15 protein-coding genes are annotated in these 18,144 nt (G+C 70.7%); 4 read left to right on the forward strand and 11 right to left on the reverse strand.

Annotated elements, in window-relative coordinates:
- Positions 1-21 precede the first annotated feature (21 nt).
- The 3 genes from E1285_RS12770 to E1285_RS12780 all read left to right on the forward strand — a co-directional run bounded on the left by E1285_RS12770 (position 22) and on the right by E1285_RS12780 (position 3,332).
- Positions 22-861 carry an alpha/beta hydrolase gene (locus E1285_RS12770; protein WP_132151481.1) on the forward strand — a complete coding sequence of 280 codons (840 nt, stop codon included), beginning with the start codon at positions 22-24 and terminating at the stop codon, positions 859-861.
- Between the two features lie 102 nt (positions 862-963).
- On the forward strand, positions 964-1,380 hold the full coding sequence (locus E1285_RS12775; protein ID WP_132151483.1) for a pyridoxamine 5'-phosphate oxidase family protein: 417 nt from the start codon (positions 964-966) through the stop codon (positions 1,378-1,380).
- Positions 1,381-1,985: 605 nt separating this feature from the next.
- Entirely contained in the window at positions 1,986-3,332 is a 1,347-nt protein-coding gene (locus tag E1285_RS12780; RefSeq protein WP_243722743.1) for a tyrosine-type recombinase/integrase, read from the forward strand.
- Between the two features lie 247 nt (positions 3,333-3,579).
- Here the strand turns inward: E1285_RS12780 and E1285_RS12785 are convergent, their stop codons facing one another.
- The 8 genes from E1285_RS12785 to E1285_RS12820 all read right to left on the reverse strand — a co-directional run bounded on the left by E1285_RS12785 (position 3,580) and on the right by E1285_RS12820 (position 14,267).
- A complete protein-coding gene (locus tag E1285_RS12785; RefSeq protein WP_132151485.1) occupies positions 3,580-4,956 on the reverse strand; it encodes a phosphotransferase family protein in 1,377 nt (458 codons plus the stop codon).
- Positions 4,956-5,891, reverse strand: coding sequence for a hypothetical protein (locus tag E1285_RS12790; RefSeq protein ID WP_132151487.1), 936 nt, complete (start codon positions 5,889-5,891; stop codon positions 4,956-4,958). The genes E1285_RS12785 and E1285_RS12790 overlap by 1 nt, the downstream gene beginning before the upstream one ends.
- Positions 5,892-5,940: 49 nt before the next feature.
- Positions 5,941-7,590 carry an OB-fold domain-containing protein gene (locus E1285_RS12795; protein WP_132151489.1) on the reverse strand — a complete coding sequence of 550 codons (1,650 nt, stop codon included), beginning with the start codon at positions 7,588-7,590 and terminating at the stop codon, positions 5,941-5,943.
- A gap of 97 nt (positions 7,591-7,687) precedes the next feature.
- Positions 7,688-9,130 carry an FCD domain-containing protein gene (locus tag E1285_RS12800; RefSeq protein ID WP_207946560.1) on the reverse strand — a complete coding sequence of 481 codons (1,443 nt, stop codon included), beginning with the start codon at positions 9,128-9,130 and terminating at the stop codon, positions 7,688-7,690.
- A 53-nt stretch (positions 9,131-9,183) separates the two neighbouring features.
- Positions 9,184-10,647: an FCD domain-containing protein gene (locus E1285_RS12805; protein WP_132151491.1), complete on the reverse strand. Its 1,464-nt coding sequence runs from the start codon at positions 10,645-10,647 to the stop codon at positions 9,184-9,186.
- A 49-nt stretch (positions 10,648-10,696) separates the two neighbouring features.
- Complete coding sequence (locus E1285_RS12810) at positions 10,697-11,419, reverse strand: ABC transporter ATP-binding protein (protein WP_132151493.1); 723 nt, start codon at positions 11,417-11,419, stop codon at positions 10,697-10,699.
- Entirely contained in the window at positions 11,416-12,267 is an 852-nt protein-coding gene (locus E1285_RS12815) for an ABC transporter ATP-binding protein (protein ID WP_132151495.1), read from the reverse strand. The genes E1285_RS12810 and E1285_RS12815 overlap by 4 nt, the downstream gene beginning before the upstream one ends.
- On the reverse strand, positions 12,264-14,267 hold the full coding sequence (locus E1285_RS12820; protein WP_207946561.1) for an ABC transporter permease: 2,004 nt from the start codon (positions 14,265-14,267) through the stop codon (positions 12,264-12,266). Before E1285_RS12820 ends, E1285_RS12815 begins: the two co-directional genes overlap by 4 nt.
- Positions 14,268-14,553: 286 nt before the next feature.
- Here E1285_RS12820 and E1285_RS12825 point away from each other — a divergent pair, with 286 nt between their 5' ends.
- A complete protein-coding gene (locus E1285_RS12825; RefSeq protein ID WP_132151497.1) occupies positions 14,554-15,819 on the forward strand; it encodes an ABC transporter substrate-binding protein in 1,266 nt (421 codons plus the stop codon).
- Positions 15,820-15,844: 25 nt separating this feature from the next.
- Here E1285_RS12825 and E1285_RS12830 read toward each other — a convergent pair whose 3' ends face one another.
- Genes E1285_RS12830 through E1285_RS12840 form a run of 3 tightly spaced genes read right to left on the reverse strand, consistent with a single transcriptional unit; the run spans position 15,845 to position 18,108 of the window.
- Entirely contained in the window at positions 15,845-16,066 is a 222-nt protein-coding gene (locus E1285_RS12830; RefSeq protein WP_132151499.1) for a hypothetical protein, read from the reverse strand.
- Between the two features lie 10 nt (positions 16,067-16,076).
- A complete protein-coding gene (locus tag E1285_RS12835; RefSeq protein ID WP_132151501.1) occupies positions 16,077-17,222 on the reverse strand; it encodes an amidohydrolase family protein in 1,146 nt (381 codons plus the stop codon).
- Positions 17,223-17,244: 22 nt separating this feature from the next.
- A complete protein-coding gene (locus E1285_RS12840; RefSeq protein ID WP_132151525.1) occupies positions 17,245-18,108 on the reverse strand; it encodes a mycofactocin-coupled SDR family oxidoreductase in 864 nt (287 codons plus the stop codon).
- Positions 18,109-18,144: the final 36 nt, after the last annotated feature.

Here is an 18,144-nt window from a genome sequence, read left to right on the forward strand (position 1 = left end):
ACGAGGAAAGGAACCCACCTCATGGGCCTCATCACCATCGGGAACGAGAACAGCACTCCCATCGAGCTCTACTACGAGGACCAGGGCGCGGGACAGCCCGTCGTCCTCATCCACGGGTATCCGCTGAACGGTCACAGCTGGGAGCGGCAGACGCGCGAGCTGCTCGCCGCCGGGTACCGCGTCATCACCTACGACCGTCGCGGCTTCGGCCGTTCGTCGAAGGTCGGGTCCGGCTACGACTACGACACCTTCGCCGCCGACCTCAACACGCTGCTGGAGACCCTCGACCTCAGCGACGTCGTCCTCGTCGGTTTCTCGATGGGCACAGGCGAGCTCGCCCGCTACGTCTCGCGGTACGGCCACCAGCGGGTCGCCAAGCTCGCGTTCCTCGCCTCGCTGGAACCCTTCCTCGTCGCCCGCGACGACAACCCAGAGGGCGTGCCGCAGAAGGTCTTCGACGGAATCGAGGCCGCGGCCAAGGGGGACCGCTACGCCTGGTACACGCAGTTCTTCTCCGACTTCTACAACCTTGAAGACAACCTCGGCAGCCGGATCAGCCAGGAAGCGGTCACCGGCAGCTGGAACACCGCCGTCTCCAGCGCTCCGGTGGCGGCCTACGCCGTCGTCTCCTCGTGGATCGAGGACTTCCGCGCCGACGTCGAGGCGGTTCGCGCGAGCGGCAAGCCGGCCCTGATCCTGCACGGCACCGCCGACAACATCCTGCCCATCGACGCCACCGCCCGCCGCTTCCGCAAACTCCTCCCAGACGCCGAGTACATCGAGATCGAGGGCGCCCCGCACGGGCTGCTCTGGACCCACGCCGACGACGTCAACGCCGCCCTGCGCTCCTTCCTCGGCTGAGCTGATGTGACGGGCGGCCACCGTCCTTTGCTGCGGGGCCGCGGTGCAGAAGACCGCACGGAGCGGCCCCACAGACGACGGCCCTACCAACAGAGGAGCTTCATGGACACCGGCACCCTGACCACGGAGGACCTCGAGTTTCTCGCCCGACCGCTGCACGGCTTCTTGACCGTGGCCGGGTCACCGCAACCCGCACAGCCCCGGCCGGTCTGGTTCGAGGCCACCGCGGACGGGACCATCCAACTGTTCACGCCGTCGGACTCGGTGAAACTGCGACGGCTGCGCCGCGATCCGCGCGCTTCGGTCGTCGTCGCCGCCCCGGTCGGCGAGCGTGAGCGCTGGGTATCGGTCACCGGCCATACCACCGCCGAAGACGACGGCGCACGGGAGCTCGCCGAGCGGCTCGCCGCCCGCTACTGGGATCTCGACGAGCGGGCGGACGACCTGACCGCGATGCTCGCCGACGAGCACGTCCGTGTCGTCCTCCACCCGGAGCGGGTGCGCCGCTTCGCATTCTGAACGGAAGTGCTGGGCGACCTGTTGCCCGGCCGGTCCGGTGAGGGGGCGGTACCCGGCACTCGATCCCGCGAGCCGGGGAAGTTCAATCGAGGAGCAATGCTGGAGACCTGTGGATCGGCCGGGAAGGGGCGGGCCTTCCCGGTGATTTGCTGAGGGTTGCACGCGATCCCGAAGAGCGGCGATCCGGCAGGCCCGAGCGCGGGACATGGCTATGCGGAACATGGCGGAACTGGTCAAGACCCCAAGGGAACGGCCGGGCGCCCGAGCCGGGTGCCGGGGCCGCCGACGCGGTGTTCGGTACGGGAAAGTCGGCATAGGCCGACCGGCGGTGGCTCCCCTTCGACCTTGAAGATCGAAAAAGGGCTCCGGAATGATCTCCGAAGCCCTCTGAGCTGGTGTTCCTGTGTCGGGACGGCGGGATTTGAACCCACGACCCCTTGACCCCCAGTGGCTTTGAGGTGTTCAACCTGCCGTCTTTGCGATCAGTCGAATCCATGAGAACATGCAGGTCAGCGACCTAAACTGGATGACACGCAGTCATCCTGGATGCCGCCCCGTAGGGCAGAGTCCACTAACGAGCCACTAACAAACGATCATTCGGGGGAGTGACGTTGGGGTACGCGTTCAAGCGGCTGGACCGGCACGGCAAGCCGCGCTACACCGCCTGCTACGAAGACCTCAAGGGCAAGATCACATCGGCGGGCACCTTCTCCTCCAAGAAGGAGGCCGACAAGGCCTGGCAACGCGCCGAGGCCGAGGTCGGCAAGGGCCGGGACCTCAACCTCAAGCGAGGACGACAGACCTTCAAGAAGTACGTCGAGGAGACCTGGCTGCCCAACCACGAGGTCGAGCCGACCACCATGCAGAGCTACCACTACTCCATCTACAAGCACGTCATGCCCGAGTTCGGTGCCATGCGGATGATGGACATCCTGCCCGAGCACGTCCGCGTCTGGATCAGGCGCATGAAGAAGAACGGTGTCTCCGCCGCCACCATCCGCTACAACAAGGTCGTCCTCAGCGCCATCTTCACCACCGCACTGAACGACCAGGTGACCTACATCCACCCCTGCAAAGGAGTCCGCACCCCCACCGTCCCCGAAAAGCCGCTGGAAATCATCAACCCAGAGCAGTTCGACGATCTCTACCACGCACTCCCGGACGCCGACTCCAAACTCCTGGTCGAAACCGCCATCGAAACAGGCCTGCGCTGGGGTGAGCTCACCGAACTCCGCGGCCGCGACCTCAAAACCCGTTCCCGCCTCCTGACGGTCAGCCGCGTCGTAGTGGAACTCAACCCGAAATTCCACCCCGAAGGCAAACGCTTCCTGGTCAAGGACTACCCCAAAGACAAAGAGTGGCGACGCTTCAAGCTCAGTGACCAGATCGTCGCCAAACTCGATGACCACATCATCGAAGAGAAACTCGGCACCGACGGACTCCTGTTCGTGTACCAGCCGGAAGCCGCGATCGAGCAGCAATCCGCCCCTCTCGCCCCGGAGGCACTCGGCTGGACCGAAGAGAACGCCAAGGGACGCCGATACCGACACGGCACACTAAGCGCCTACAACGCCGCCAAATGCCGCTGCGACCATTGCAGAAGAGCCTTCGCCGAATACCGGGCCCGCCGCCGCGCCGACGGCAAGGACAACCCCCGCGAACACCGCCGCCGTGAGACCGACGGTCACATGCCCGCCAACTGGTTCCGCAACCAGATCTGGAAGCCCGCCCTCAAGAAGGCCGACCTGGACGTCAAGGTCCGCATCCACGACCTCCGCCACGCCCACGCCTCCTGGCTCTTGGCCGGCGGCGCCGACCTCCAAGTCGTCAAGGAACGCCTCGGGCACGGGTCAATCTCGACCACCGAGCGCTACCTGCACACCCTCGACGACGCCGACGACACCGCCCTCGCCGCCTTCGACAAGATCCGCAGCCGCCGCCGCACCGATTGATGGATGTTCTGCTCGAAGCGGGTCAGGCAAGGAGATATGCCCGGGAAGTGATCACCTGATATGTCTGCGTCATCATGCGGTGATGCTGGGTTGCGCAACCTCCGGATTAAAAGTCGGCTGCTCTCGTATCAGAACAGTGCTCTCCCTGTCGGGCTGTACCGCTCTGTCCACATTCAGCACCATCCCGTGCCGGTGCCGCCGGTTCCCGACCTTCCGGGAAACATCATCCGGCTCCAGCGCGCGGGAGTCAGGAAAGAGGGTCGTACCGGCGAGCCGCGAGGCGGCCCATGGCGGGCAGGCCCGCCTGTGTTTCGCGGAGCACCCATCGGTGGAGGATCGGGAGTGCGGACGCCATGGACATCGTGCCTGCGCGCAGTGCTTCGGCGAGGTGGGCCTGGCCCGTTGCGACGTCGGCCGGGCGGGATCCGAGGACGGATTCGAGGTCGTCGAGTTCGCTGCGGTTCTTGGCGTCCGCGAGCCGCTCGCTCTCGCGGAGGTACTTCAGGATGCGCGCCAGGCCCTTGCTGCGCAGGACGACGAAGGGGTCCTCGCTGCGCGGGACGATGATGTCCTTGATCTGGGCGAGCGCCGCGTCGTAGTACCGCTCGTTGGCGCTGGGGGACGCCTCCAGCGGCGCCGGGGTTTCCAGGGTGGTGCCGGTGGCGTCCGCCAGTGCCTCGACGAACAGGCGGCGGTGCAGGATGCCGTACACCAGGCCGTTGCCCACCTCCCCCAAGGGGTCGGGACGTTCTGCACCCTGGTGGCCCAGGATCAGGATGCGCAGTTCGGCCAGGACGCGGTAGTAGCGGATGCGGTCGGGGTCCACGGTGTTTCCGGACGCCGTCGCGTAGTCGGCCAGCCGGTCGGGGATGTGCGTGAACGGCTCCTGGACCGCGCGGAGCGTGAGCCATGCCAGGTCGTCGTGCGGGTCGCCCAGGTGGGCGAGCTCCCAGTCGAGCACGGCGGTGACCCGGCCGTCCTGGTAGAGGAAGTTGCCCGGGCCGGTGTCGCCCTGCACGATCACCACAGGACCGGACGCGTTGGGGACGTTCTGGCGCACCCAGGCGAGGCCGAGCTCGACGAGCGGGTCGGCGGGAGCCCTGGAGGCCCGGTAGAGCGCTTCCCAGCGGTCGATCTCGGCGTGCACGAGGTCGCGCAGGTCCGTGTCCGGGGCGGTGGAGAGGATCCTGCGCGGGTCGACCGCGTGCAGGGCGGCGAGGATCTCCATGAACTCGCGCGCGATGCGGAGCCGCTGCTCCTCGTCCCGCAACTGGGAGAACCAGGTCTGGCCTGGGGCCCGCTCGGCGAGGATGGCCTGCTCGGTGGGGTGCACGGCGTGGATGCGCGGCACCGGGACGGGCGTGTCCTGGAGGGCGAGGAAGAAGCGTGCCTCGTCGTGAAGGGTGAAGGAGTCGTCCCCCTTGCCTCGGTCGTAGCGGAGGAACAGCTCCAGCCGCGTTCCGTCCGCCTTCTCCGCGTCGACGAACCAGGCCTCGCGGCGTCCCCCTCCCGGCCGCCGGTCAAAGGAGACGATCTTCCCTTGGACGGCGCCGGCCATCCAGTCGACGAGGTCCTGGCTGAGCCCGGTGGCCGGTTCCTTCCGGGGTGAGGCGGACGTGCCCATCACGCTCCTCCGTTCCAGGGCCGGGGCCAGTCCCGCAGCGGCCAGACGTCCTGGTCCTCGCCGGTCAGGGTCTGCCCCTCCACGGTCCAACGCAGGCAGGTGCACAGGCACAGCGAGGTGGCGCCCGGCAGGACCAGCCTGCTCGTGCCCTCCGCACGTGCCTGCGTGACGCGGCCGAGCTCGTCGCGGACCTCCACGGAGATCGCGGTCACCCAGTTCTCGGCGGGGTCGCGTTCGACCTCGCGGCGGCCGTCCACGATGCGTGCCACCTGGCCGTCCCGCCGCACGTAGCCGCTGTAGACGTGCTCGGCGCCGGGGCCCCTGGGCGCGGTGTAGGTCAGGAAGCTGAGATCGGGGGACGCGGCCCAGGTGTAGCCGACCCGGCGGTAGCCGCGCTCGTGCCGAGGCCCCCAGGAACGGTCGCGCATGGCGTGGCAGTCGACGTCGATCCGCTCACCGTCCAGGAGGATGTGACCGCTGATCCGTCCCGTCTGGTCGTAGTGGGACGCCTTGGGGTACGGCGGTTCGCCGGGGCGCAGCGGTACCGGTTCCTCGACCGCGTCGAAGCGGAACCGCACCTCGACCCGGTCGCGGTCGTCGTACCGGAGGTCGTAGGACATGCCGGGCTCCAGCGTCCGGACCGACAGGCCGGTGGGGAAGTCGAGGGCTCCCGGGCCGCGGGGGGTCGGCATCTTGAGGTGGCCGAAACTCTGGAAGAAGGGGACGCGCCACGGGACCGTCCCGGTACGGTCCCACATCCACATGCCGCCGCCCGTCGTCCCCGGGGTCCCGCGGATCGACGCGTACAGCCATCCGCCGAGATCGCGTTCCGGGACGAAGAAGGAGTACCAGAAGGTCTCCGTCTCGTAGAAGTCGTCGCTGGGGGTGTGCAGGTCGTCGTCGGCGGGCGAGAAGCGGTCCTCGGTCTCGATCACGGTCGGGTCCCTTCCGTCAGGGGGTGGCTTGCCAAGGGGAGCGGCGGGTTCAGCCGTCCGCACGCAGCAGCAGGGCGCCCGACGGGACGCCCCCGCCGGCGCTGACGACGGCGACGCGGGCGTCCGGCACCTGCCTGGCCCCGGCCTCACCCCGCAGTTGCAGCATCGCCTCGCGGACGAATCCGTAGCCGTGGGTGCGCCCGGCGGACAGCTGGCCGCCGTGGGTGTTGAGCGGCAGCCGTCCGTCGAGCGCGATGCCGCGGCCCTCGTCGATGAAGTCCCGGGCGCCGCCGAACTCGCAGAACCCGAGTGCCTCCAGCCACGACAGGGCGTTGAAGGAGAACCCGTCGTACAGTTCGGCGACGTCGACGTCGCGCGGGCGCAGCGACGTGCGGCTCCACAGGTGCGCCGAGGGGCCGAGCGACTGCGGGAGGTGGGTCAGGGTGTCCTGGTCCCAGCTCAGCCGCTCGGTGATCTGGGTGCCGACCGCCTCGACCAGCACGGAGGGCTTCGGCCGGTCCGCCGCGGTCTCCGCAGCGGACACGACGACGGCGACCGCGCCGTCCACGGGGACGTCGCAGTCGTACAGCCCGAATGGGGTCGAGACCATCCGGGCCGCGAGGTAGTCGTCCATGGTCAGCGGGTCGCGGTAGACGGCGTCGGGGTTGAGGGCGGCGTTGCGCCGCGTGTTGACCGCGATCCAGCCGAGCATCTTGCGGTCGCCGCCGTACCGGTGGAAGTAGTGGGACGCCTGGCAGGCGATCCAGTTCGCGGCCGACGCCGCGCCGAACGGCAGCCGCCACTCCATCATGCCGGTCGCCGGGCCCTCGGGGAGGTGCCACCGGCCGGAGCGGACCAGGGCCATGTGGGACGACTCCCACACCGTCCGGAAGCACAGCACGTGCCGGCACAGCCCGGCGGCGACGGCCAGCATCGCCGAGGTGATCGACCCGATCTGGCCGGGCGTCTCCGAGCCGCCGTTGACCCAGGTCGGGCGCAGCCGCAGGGCCTCCTCCAGGGCCATGACCCCGCCCTCCGACATGCCCCCGGGGGCCGGGCCGGGGTAGGTGGCCAGGCCGTCGATGTCGTCCGGGGTCAGGCCCGCGTCCTCGATCGCGTTCATGCAGGCGTCCGCGGTGAGTGCCAGCGGATCGACCATGAGGCGGCGGCCGACCGCCGACTGCCCGACGCCGGTCAGGGCCACCCTGTCCTCGAACTTGCGCGGGGCGGCCATCGGACGCGGCACGGGGCGGCGGGCCGGCGGGCCGGGGACGGGTCCTCCGGGACGGTCCGGGTCCGGCTCGAACAGCGGTACGTGGACCTCGCCGGCCTTCTCGAACAGCACCCGCACCCGCATGCCCACGTGCACGTCGCCGGGCTCGCAGTTGACGATGTTGGTGGTGAGGCGCGCCCCTTCGTCCTCGTCCAGGACGACGATCGCGATGACGTAGGGCGGCGGGAAGCCCGGCAGCCACTGCTGGTGGTTCACGGTGAACCCGGCGACCGTGGCCCCGCCGCCGACCGGCGTCATGGTCATCGCCGGGCTCCGGCAGGACCGGCAGCGCGGCAGCGGCGGATGCGTGTAGGCCGAGCAGTCGGCGCATCGCGCGATGCGCAGTTCCCCGTCCCCGCCCGCGGCCCAGAAGTCCGCGCTGGCGAGTGTCGGCTGCGGTACGGGCCGCGCCGTCGGCTGATCCATGAGACGGGATTATAGTGCTCACAATTTCGGGACATCAAGGCTAGAAGCCGGAGTATCTCTTATTATTGCGGTATTGAGTGCTCTCAAAACGGGACGATCAGAGGGACAGGTGGCGCCTCATCCGGTACTGAGCCAGGCTGACGTCGCCGTCCAGGATCGCGCCGAGGATCTCCAGATGCCGAGCGCCGGCCTGGTGCCCGCAGCCGCCGGACGCCCCGGTACGGCTTGACAGCTCCGTGATGATCCGCAGGAAGAGCGTCAGGACGGGGTTGCCGGCCAGTTCGGTGAGGTCGGCGTGGAAGTCCCGGTCAGGCCCGTCGCCCTGCGGCCGTCCCAGCCGGTCGCCCATGGTCGCAAGGCTCCGGGCGACGTCCGGTTCCTCCCGCCGTGCGGCCAGTTGCGCGACCAGGCCGACTTCGATCGCCTCGCGGACGACGAGCAGGTCGCCGGTGGCGGCGCGGCGGTAGGCCAGGTACAGCGCGGTGGCGTCGATGGCCGCCCGCGGCTGCTGGCGGGTGACGACGAGCCCGCCACCGGGGCCGCGCCGGGACGTGGCGACCGAATGGTGCTCCAGCAGCCGGACGGCCGCGCGCAGCACGGCCCGGCTGGTCTCGTACCGCTCCATCAGCTCGGACTCGGACCCGATGACCGTCCCGGCCGCCATGCTCTCCCGGACGACGTCCCCGTAGATGCGCATCGCGACCACCTCGGCCAGCGTGCGACCGGCGGCCAGGCCCACCGGCTCGGGCGCCAGCCGGACCGCCGGGCCTTCGCCGTTCCCGGCCCCGCCGATCGCGTCGCCGAACCATTCGGACACCTCGTCCAGGTGCTTGATCAGCTCGACCTGGGCGCGGGGCGCGTCCCCGGCGACGGTGGCGTCGAGGATGCCGGCGTGCCGGTGGTGGGTGGCCTTGGTGAAGCGGCGTACCTCGTCCGCGGGCATGGGCCTGGCCAGGGCCACGTAGCGGTAGGCGAGCTGCTCCAGGACCTCGATGAACACCTGGAGCACCGGGTTGCGGGTCATCTCGCTCAGAACGCTGTGGAAGAGTCCGCCCGCCCACTCGCCGGCCTGCGTGGGCGCCAGCTCCGCCGCGTGGGTCCCGCGCAGCCTCCCGATGCCTTCCTCATCGATGCGCTCCGCGGCGAGCTTGCCCAGGATCGGCTCGATGAGGCGGCGGGCGTGCAGCACGTCGCGCAGATCGGTGCCGACGTGCTCGATGTAGACGACCATCGCCGCCACCGTGGGTTCCGCGTCCGGTGCGCAGACCACCAGGCCGCCGCCGGGGCCGCGGCGCATCCGGGCGACCTGATGGTGTTCCAGCAGCCGTGCCGCCTCCCGCAGCACGGTGCGGCTCACCCCGTAGCGCTCCCGGAGCACGGGCTCGGAGTCGAGGACCTCCCCGACGGGCCAGCCCTGGGCGATCACCTCGGCCTCGATCCGCTGCGCCACCCGTGAGGCGAGCTTGTCCACGGAGCCGGTGGTGCCCAGCCTGTCCGATCCGGACGCGGGCGGCTCATCCCTGACTTCCGTGGCTTCCACGCTCCGATCTTAGGTAGTCGGCGATCCTGGACGGTCGGCCGGGAGGGGAGGTGTCACCAGGTGTGGCAGGCGGTGAGATCGCGGCGGACGCGATGCCGTGCCAGGCTCTCGTCCCCCGCGAGGATCGCGTCGGCCACGTCCCGGTGCGCCCGCTCCCGCCCGGCCGGGGCGTCCGCCTCCGGCGGCCGCGCGACGCCGGTGCCCGCCTGCCTGCGCCGCAGTTCGGAGAGTATCCGGACGAACAGCGTGAGCACAGGGTTCCCGGCGAGGTGGACCAGTTCGTCGTGGAAGGACGCCGCGGGCCCGCCGGACGCCGCCGCCTCCAGCCGCCCGGCAACCCCGGGCTCCCGCCGCCGCGCCGTGACCGGGCCCAGCGCGCCCAGCTCGAACGCCTCACGGACCGCGCGCAGGTGCCCCGCCGTGGCGCGCCGGTGGCCGAGGTAGAGGGCCATGGAGTCGATGCTGGCGGCCGGGTCCGGCGCGGTGACCAGCAGGCCGCCGCCGGGGCCGCGCCGCATCCGGGCGACGCCGTGGTGCTCCAGTAGCCGGACGGCCTCGCGCAGCACCGCGCGGCTGATGTCGTACCGCTCCAGCAGGTCGGCCTCGGAGCCGAGCAGTGTCCCGACCGGCCAGCCGCCGGCGGCGATCGTGTCCTGGATCCGGGCGGCGATCAGCTCGCTGAGCTTGGCGCCCGGGGCCTCCAGCAGCTGCCATGCGACCGGGCCGTCCGCGCCGGGACGGTTTTGCTTCAGCCATCCGGCGGCATCGCGCAGATGCTCGGTGAGCACGGCGTGGGCCTGCGCCGTGTCGCCGGCGATGACCGCCTCGACGATGGCGGCGTGGCTGCGGCCCGCCATCTCCTTGTTGCGCACCGCCTCGGCCTTCGACTTGCGCCGCGCCGTGTGCGCGTAACGGTCGGTGAGCCGGGTGAGGACCTCGGTGAAGACGAGCAGCGCCGGATTACCCGACAGCTCGCAGAGCGCGGTGTGCACCGGGTCCTGGGACCAGATGCCGGGCTCGGCGCGCCGCCGGTGCTCCTGCTCCAGCACGCTCCGCAGCAGCCGGACGCCGTCCTCGGTGAGCCGCGCGGAGGCCAGCATGACGGCGCGGGGCTCCAGCAGCAGCCGGACGTCGATGAGGTCGTCGACCGTCGTGCCGACATAGTCCAGGTAGGTGACCATCGCGCGGGCGGCGGGCGCCACGTCCGGCGCGGTGACGAACAGGCCGCCGCCGGGGCCGCGCCGCATCCGGGCGACGCCGTGGTGCTCGACGAGCCGGACCGCCTCGCGCAGCACGGACTTGCTCACGCCATGGCGGTCCTGCAGGTCCTGCTCCGAGCCGAGGTTGCGGCCGACCGGCCAGCCCGACCGGACGATCTCGTCCTCGATCCGCTGGGCCACCCGTGCGCCCAGGGTCCCCGCGCGCACGCCGTCCGGGACGTCCGGCGGGACGGCGGGGGCAGTTGGGGCGGCGTCGGCGCCGCCGGTCGGCGGGACGTTCACAGCGGGCGTCGCCATGGAGTGTGAACTCCTCACGGGTGGTCGATTGCGACCATTTTAGTGACCGTCAGGCGGTGGCGGCCTCCCCGAGGTAGTGCCGCAGCACCTCGTCGCCGGCCGCGTCCGCCGGCCCCGACCACGCGACGCCCCCTCGCTGCAGGACCAGGCAGCGGTCGGCGAACTCCAGCGCCCGGTGCGCGAACTGCTCGATCATGATGATCGCGACGCCCGCCGCCCGCGCGCGCTCCAGGCTCTCGAACACCACGTCCACCAGCTTGGGGGCGAGGCCCAGGGAGAGCTCGTCGGCGATCAGCAGCCGTGGCGTGATCATGAGGGCGCGGGCCAGGCTGAGCATCTGCTGCTCGCCGCCGGAGAGCGTGCCGGCCCGCTGCCGCCGCCGTTCGCCCAGCACCGGGAAGATCGTGAACGCGCGGTCGATCGCGCCCTCGCGCTCCGCGCCGGCCGCGGTCAGCGCCATCCGGAGGTTCTCGTGCACGGTCAGGCCGGGGAAGACGCCCCGGCCCTCGGGCAGGTGCACCAGGCCGGACCGCCGGATCGCGTCGGGCGACGCGGACGTGATGTCCCGTCCGGCGAAGGCGACCCGGCCCGCGCTCGGCGGCACCAGGCCGCTGAGCGCACGGGCGAGCGTGCTCTTCCCGGCGCCGTTCGCGCCGAGAACCGCCACGGCGCCCTTGGCGGGGACGTCGAAGGACACCCCGGACAGTGCGAGCGCGGGCCCGTAGTGGACTTGGAGGTCCTGTACCGACAGCAGGGGCGTGCTGGTGCTCAACGGCTCTCCTCGTCCGGGGCGGTGTCCGGGGTGGCGCTGGGGGAGGACGGCTGCTCGGTCCCGAGGTAAGCGGCGCGCACGGCCGGATCGGAGCGGATCTCCTCGGGCGGGCCCGACCGGATCATGGCGCCGAAGTCGAGGACGTACACCGTTCCGCACATCCCCAGCACCATCTCCACGTCGTGCTCGACGAGCAGCAGCGAGACGCCGCGGTCGGCGTTGAGGCGCGCGAGCGTTGCCGCCAGTTCCTCGGTCTCGCGGCCGTCCAGCCCGGACGAGGGCTCGTCCAGAAGCAGGACCTCGGGACCGGTGGCCAGCGCCCGGGCGATCTCGACCAGCCGGGACGCGCCGAGGGGCAGCCCCGACACCTGGCGGTCCCGGAGGTCTTCCAGGTGCAGGGCTTCCAGGACCGCGTCGACGCGCTCGTCCTCGTCCGCGCCCGGTCGCCGGAAGCCCCCGCCCGTCACCAGGTCGCGCAGGATCCGGCCGCCGCGGTGGCGGACGCGGTCGGCCAGCACGACATGCTCGCGGACGGTCAGGTCGGAGAACAGTTCGGGCCGCTGGAAGGTCCGCGCCAGGCCGCGCCGGGCCCGTTCCATGGGCGAGGCGCGGGTGACGTCCGCGCCGCCCATCCGCACCCGCCCGGCGTTCGGTTTGAGCAGGCCCGACAGAACGGCGAACAGGGTGCTCTTGCCCGCGCCGTTCGGGCCGACGAGCCCGACCATGGCGCCGGGCGGGACCGCCAGGTCCACGCAGTCCAGGGCGACGAGCCCGCCGAAGCGGACCGTGACCCCGGACGCCTCCAGCCGGGCGGTCGCCGCGGCGGAATCGGTGGCCACCGTGCTCATACGCGCTCCCCGCCGGTCGGTTCGGATTCGGGTGAAGGCTCCGGGGTGCCCGCAAGGCCACCCGCGGGGCCGGGTGCGGCGGCGACCGCGGGCCCGCGCGCCCGGCGGTCCAGGACGCCGCGCAGCTGCCGTGCGTGCATCGCGAGAATCCCGTCCGGGTCCTTGGCGACCATGATCGCGCCGAACCCGAACAGCAGCACCGGAACCTCGGCCCAGCTGATGGGCAGGTAGGTGTGGAAGACCCCTGGCAGGAGGTGGAAGCTCAGGCTCGCCACCAGCGCCGCGGCGGGGGAGCGGGAGCCGATCGTCACCAGGACGGCGAGCCAGACCAGCCCGCCGAAGACGCCGTAGGAGTCCAGCAGGGCGGCCTGGGAGTCCATGGCCAGGAAACCGCCGCCGACGGCGGCGATGTAGGTCGCGATCGCCGACACCAGCAGCTTGGTCCGGACGATGCTCAGGCCCACGGTGCGGGAGCCGTCCTCGCTCCAGCGCACCGCGCTCATCGCCAGCCCTCCGGTCGAACGGCGGAAGTTGATGAGCAGCAGCGCGAGCACGATGAACGCGCCCAGCGTCAGGTAGGCGAACACGCGGTTGTCCTCGGCGAAGCCGGGACGGGGCATCGGCACGCCCTGCCCGTAGTTGTCGAAACGGTCGCGCGTGAACACCAGGGTCTGGACCAGCAGGCCGAAGGTCAGCGTCACCAGCGCCACGTACAGGTCGCCGAGCCGGATGGTGAGCAGCCCGATGGCGACGCCCAGCACGACGACCGGCAGCGCACCGACGACGACGGCCACCAGCGGCGGCCAGCCGTACGAGGTCGCCAGCTCCGCCGAGACGAGCGCCCCCAGTCCCGCGAAGGTGATCTGGCAGAGCCAGATCATCCCGCCTTCCCCCGTGACGAGCGTGTACGACAGCAGGACGAGGCTCAGCGCCAGCCCGGTGACGGCGAGCCCGGCCCAGTACTCGTCCAGGACGAGGGGAAGCGCCGCGACGACGACCAGGGCGGCGACGGCCGCCGCCGTCGAGGGCGAGCGCAGGCCGGGACGGGGAGCGGCGCCTCCCGCGCCGACGTCCTCCACCCGGATCGCCCGGTCCAGCGCCCCGCCCGCGGGACCGTCCCCGGCCCGCCCGCGCAGCGCGTAGTAGAGCAGGAACAGCAGCATGAACCCGAACGGGATGCTCGGCACGATCTGCGCCGAAAGCGCGCTCTCCGGGTCCAGGTAGCGCTGGCTCACGGTGGTGACCACGCCCATGGCCAGGGCGGCGAGCACGGCGATGGGCAGACTCGTCAGCCGCGCCGCGATGACGGCCGCGAACGCGGCGGCCATGAGGTAGGTCATCCCGTCGGTCGACAGGCCGGCGGTGGGGGCGACCAGGATCCCGGCGAGCCCGGCCAGCGTCGTGGTCGCGGCCCACACCCCGAGCGATACCCGTGACGCGTTCACCCCGGACAGGCCGCTCAGGGCGGCGGAGTCGACCAGTGCGCGGATCTTGAGCCCGGCATCGGTGAACCTCAGCACCGCGACGCCCGCGACGAGCACGACCGCCAGGCCGAGGTAGTTGACGACCTGGTCCATCGTCATGGTGGCGCCGAACGGGTGGAACACCTTCAGCGGGACGGGGGCCAGCCCCGGAGCGGTCGTGTTGGCGAGCTTCCCGAAGATCAGGTCGACGGCCGGCGGCAGCGCCACCGATACGCCGATCGTGGCGACGACCTTGATCAGCGGTGGCCGCAGCCGCAGATGGCGGAACAGCAGCCCGTAGAGCAGGGCGCCGAGCAGCGGCGCGAAGATTCCCAGTGACACCGCCGCCGCGGCCACGATCGGCCACCCGTTCTCGGTGTGCAGGAAGTAGTAGAACCGGGCGACCGCGAAGGCCATCGCCCCGAAGGCGAAGTTGAAGACGCCGGAGGAGACGTAGGTCACGACGAGCGACGCCGAGGCGATCGCGTAGATCGCGCCCAGCGCCAGACCGGCGAGGACGTACTGCAGCACGGACACCGTCCAGGGGCTACGGCTGTGATGGGCTTCACGCGGACCCACATACAGTGCACTTAGTTATCCAAGTGCGTCAAGACATCTTGGTTGTCAACTCTTGTTGGATCGCACTTCACATGTCATGTCTCAATCCTCGGCCGAAACTTGGATAACGCTTGTGTTACGGCTCTCGCCTTAATTGTGACCATTAAGTTTACTTAGCTAGCTAGGTTAGTTGGCTCGGTGAACCCGGCCGCGGCCGTGCGGTACCGCACGGCCGGCCGGTGTCACGACCGAAAGGGGAGAACCCATGCCAAGACCCGCGCCGAGGAAGACACCTCTCGCCACGCCCCTCACCGCCGTCGGCGCCGCCGGCGTCCTCCTGCTCGCCGCGGCGGCGTGCGGCGGGGAGTCGGGGGCCGACACGTCCAGCGCGAAGATCGGGGTCCTGACCTCGCTGAGCGGTTCGGCGAGCGCCGGGTTCACCGGCATCCAGGACGGGGTCAAGGCGCGCCTCGCCGCGTACAAGGAGGAGCCCGGCGCCTGCGAACGCGACTTCGAGGTCGTGATGGCCGACGACACCTCCACGCCGCAGGGCGCCCTGTCGGCCACCCAGAAGCTCGTCCGGCAGGACAAGGTATTCGCGGTCCTGCCCAACAGCTCGTTCTTCTTCGGCGCGGGTCAGTACGCCGGCACGCAGGCCAAGGAGACGCCGTTCGTCGGAGCGGGCTTCGACGGCGGCAAGCAGTGGCTGAACGAGGACTACCGGAACCTGTTCAACGCCCTCGGCAGCACCGACTACGAGAAGGTCGCCTCGACGATGGGCGACTACTGGAAGAGCCTCGGCGGCACCAAGGCGGCCACGGTGAGCTTCGATACGGCCAGTTCGTCCGGGGCCGCCCTGGCCAGCGTCCAGTCCGCCGAGCACGCGGGGCTGAAGCGCGGCTACGTCAACGTCAAGGTGCCCTTCGGCAGCAAGGACGTCGGCTCCATCGTCCTCGGCATCAAGAACTCCGGTGCCGACGTGCTGTACCTCCCCGTCACGCCCGAGACCGCCTTCGCCATCGCGGGAGGGCTCAAGCGGGCGGGCGTCGAGATGAAGTCCGTGCTGCTGGCCACCGGCTACGGTGCCGACCTGCTGAAGTCCGAGCCTGCCGTGCAGGCCGCCCAGGGGCTCAACTTCGTGTCGCCCGCGGCACCGGTCGAGGTGCCCACCGCCGGGGGCAAGGCGATGTCGGAGGGCCTCCAGAAGCACGCCGGGTCGACGAGCAGCCTCCCCAGCTTCTCCCAGTCCCTCGGATGGCAGACCACCGACCTGCTGCTGCACGGGCTGAAGAAGGCGGGCTGCGACGCGACCCAGGAACAGCTCATCGACGCGCTCCGCAAGAGCAAGGACTGGGACGCGGGGGGCCTGCACCCCAAGCCGATCGACTTCTCCCAGTACGGCACCGTCGCCGGCAGCCACGGGGCCGGCAACTGCTTCTACGTCACGACCCTGCGCGGTAAGAGGTTCGTGCCGGACCCCAAGGCCAAGCCGGCCTGCGGCACGCTGCTCGACGAGAAGGTGAAGCGGTAGCCCGTCCGGGACCCGTCCGGTCGCCTCAGGCGCCGGACGGGTCAGCGGGCGCGGCGGCGGCATGAGAGCGCAACGCGGCGAGGCGCCGCTCCAGAGCCGCCCGCTCGTCGGCCTGCGACGGGTCGGTCGCCTCCAGCCGCGCCTGGGTCTCGGCCATCTCGGCGCGGACCCGCTCACCCGCCTCCCGGCGGGTGAGCAGGTCCTGGTCCGTCCAGTCGGAACGCTCAGACTCCGGCTTCTCGCTCATCTCCCGGCCTTCACACGCCGAAGTTGTAGAGCCGGCGGGTGTTCAGCTCCACGATCTTGTGGACCTCGTCGTCCGGGACGTCCGCCAGCCGCTCGGCGGCGACGGCGCGGCTCTTGGGCCAGTAGGAGTCGGAGTGCGGGTAGTCGCACTCCCAGGTGATGTTGTCGACGCCGATCGTGTGGCGCGCCTCGATGCCGAAGGAGTCGTCGATGAAGCACCCGTGCATATTTCTGGCGAACAGCTCCGAGGGACGGACGTCCTGGTTGAGGTTCTGGTAGAAGCGGTGCCGCTCCCAGGTCCCGTCGATGCGTTCGAGCAGGTAGGGGATCCAGCCGATGCCGCCTTCCGACAGGCCGACCTTCAGCCGCGGATGCTTGTGGAAGACCGGTGAGAACAGCAGGTCGGCGGTGGCGTACATCGAGTTGCAGCCGAACAGCGCGATCATCACGGCCATCGGCGCCTCGGGCGCGGTGATGGGCGCCTGCCCCGAGGTGCCGAAATGCATGGCCAGCGGCATGCCGGTCTCCTCGGCGGCCGACAGGACCGGGTCCCAGTGGTCGGTGTGGAAGGAGGGGAGCCCCAGCGGGACGGGGTTCTCCGGGAACGCGATGGCCTTGGCGCCCTTGGCGGCGCACCGCTCGATCTCGGCCACGCTCAGGTCCACGTCCCACAGCGGCAGGATGATCAGCGGGATGAAGCGGTCGGGCGCGGTGGCGCACCACTCGTCAAGGATGTAGTCGTTCCACGCCCGCACGCACAGGTGCGCCAGCTCGCGATCCTGCCCTTCGAGGAACACGGTGCCGGCGAACCGGGGGAAGGACGGGAAGCACATGGCTCCCCACACATCGTCGATGTCCATGTCCGCCAGCCGCGCCCGCGGGTCGTAGCAGCCGGGGATCATCTCGTCGTAGCGGGTCGGATCGATTCCGAACTCTTCGGGGCTCTTGCCCGCGACTGCGTTGAGGCCGATGTTGGGGTAGATCCGGTCTTCGTACCGCCACACCTCCGAGGGCGGCCCGCCGTTCGGGCGGGGCTGGTCGACGATCACCGGCCCGGCTTCGCGGAACTTGGCCGGCAGGCGGTCCGACCACACGTGCGGAGGTTCGATCAGGTGGTCGTCGACGGACAGCAGTTTCATCCAAGGCTGCAGAGGCATTGGTGACTCCTACGGGAAGGGCTCAGAGAGCCGGTGGCTGCTGCGGGCGGTTCTTGACGTAGGCGCCCGCGTCCACCCGCAACTGCAAGCCGGTCATGAACCGGGACTCGTCGGAGACCAGGAACAGGACCAGGGAGGCGATGTCCTCGGGCTCCACGAACCCGACCGGCATCGCGTTCAGCGCCGGGAAGGCGAGCAGGACGTCTTCGCGGGTGGGGCTCTCCAGGTCCGGGCGGAACACCCGGTACATCGGGTCGCTGTTGAGCATGGCGGTGTTGGTGTTCGTCGGATGCACGGCGTTGGCGCGGATGCTGCGCGGCGCCATCGTCGCCGCCAGGTCGTGGACGAACGAGGCGACGGCCCGCTTGGCGAACGCGTAGCCCATCCCGCCGAAGCCGTTGGCCGGGTTGTCGGTACCGCCCGGCAGCAGGCCCGCGACGGACCCGGTGGCGACGATCGAACCGCCGTCGCGCAGGTGCGGAAGCGCCGCCTGGACGGCGTGCACGACGCCGTTGAAGTCGACCGTCACGGCGTCCAGGAACGCCTGCGGGTCCTGGGTGCCCAGCGGGCAGATACCGGCCTGCGCGACGACGGCGTCCAGCCCGCCGAGTTCGGCGGCGCCGGCGGCGACCGCCTCCCTGAGCTCGCCGGGCTCGCGCACGTCGGCCTGCCGGGCGACGATGCGGCGGCCCAGCTTCTCCACCTGGCGGACGGTCTCGTCGAGGTCCTCGCGGGTGGCGAGCGCGTAGCCGTTGGTGGCGATGTCCGCGCAGAGGTCCACCCCGATGATGTCGGCGCCCTCCTCGGCGAGCCGGAGCGCGTGCGCGCGGCCCTGCCCCCTGGCGACCCCGGTGATGAACACGACCTTGTCCTGTACACGGCCCATGGCCGCTACCTCCTCGTTCATTCGGGTGAGATCACT

The organism is Actinomadura sp. 7K507, assembly GCF_004348425.1.
Lineage (GTDB): Bacteria > Actinomycetota > Actinomycetes > Streptosporangiales > Streptosporangiaceae > Spirillospora.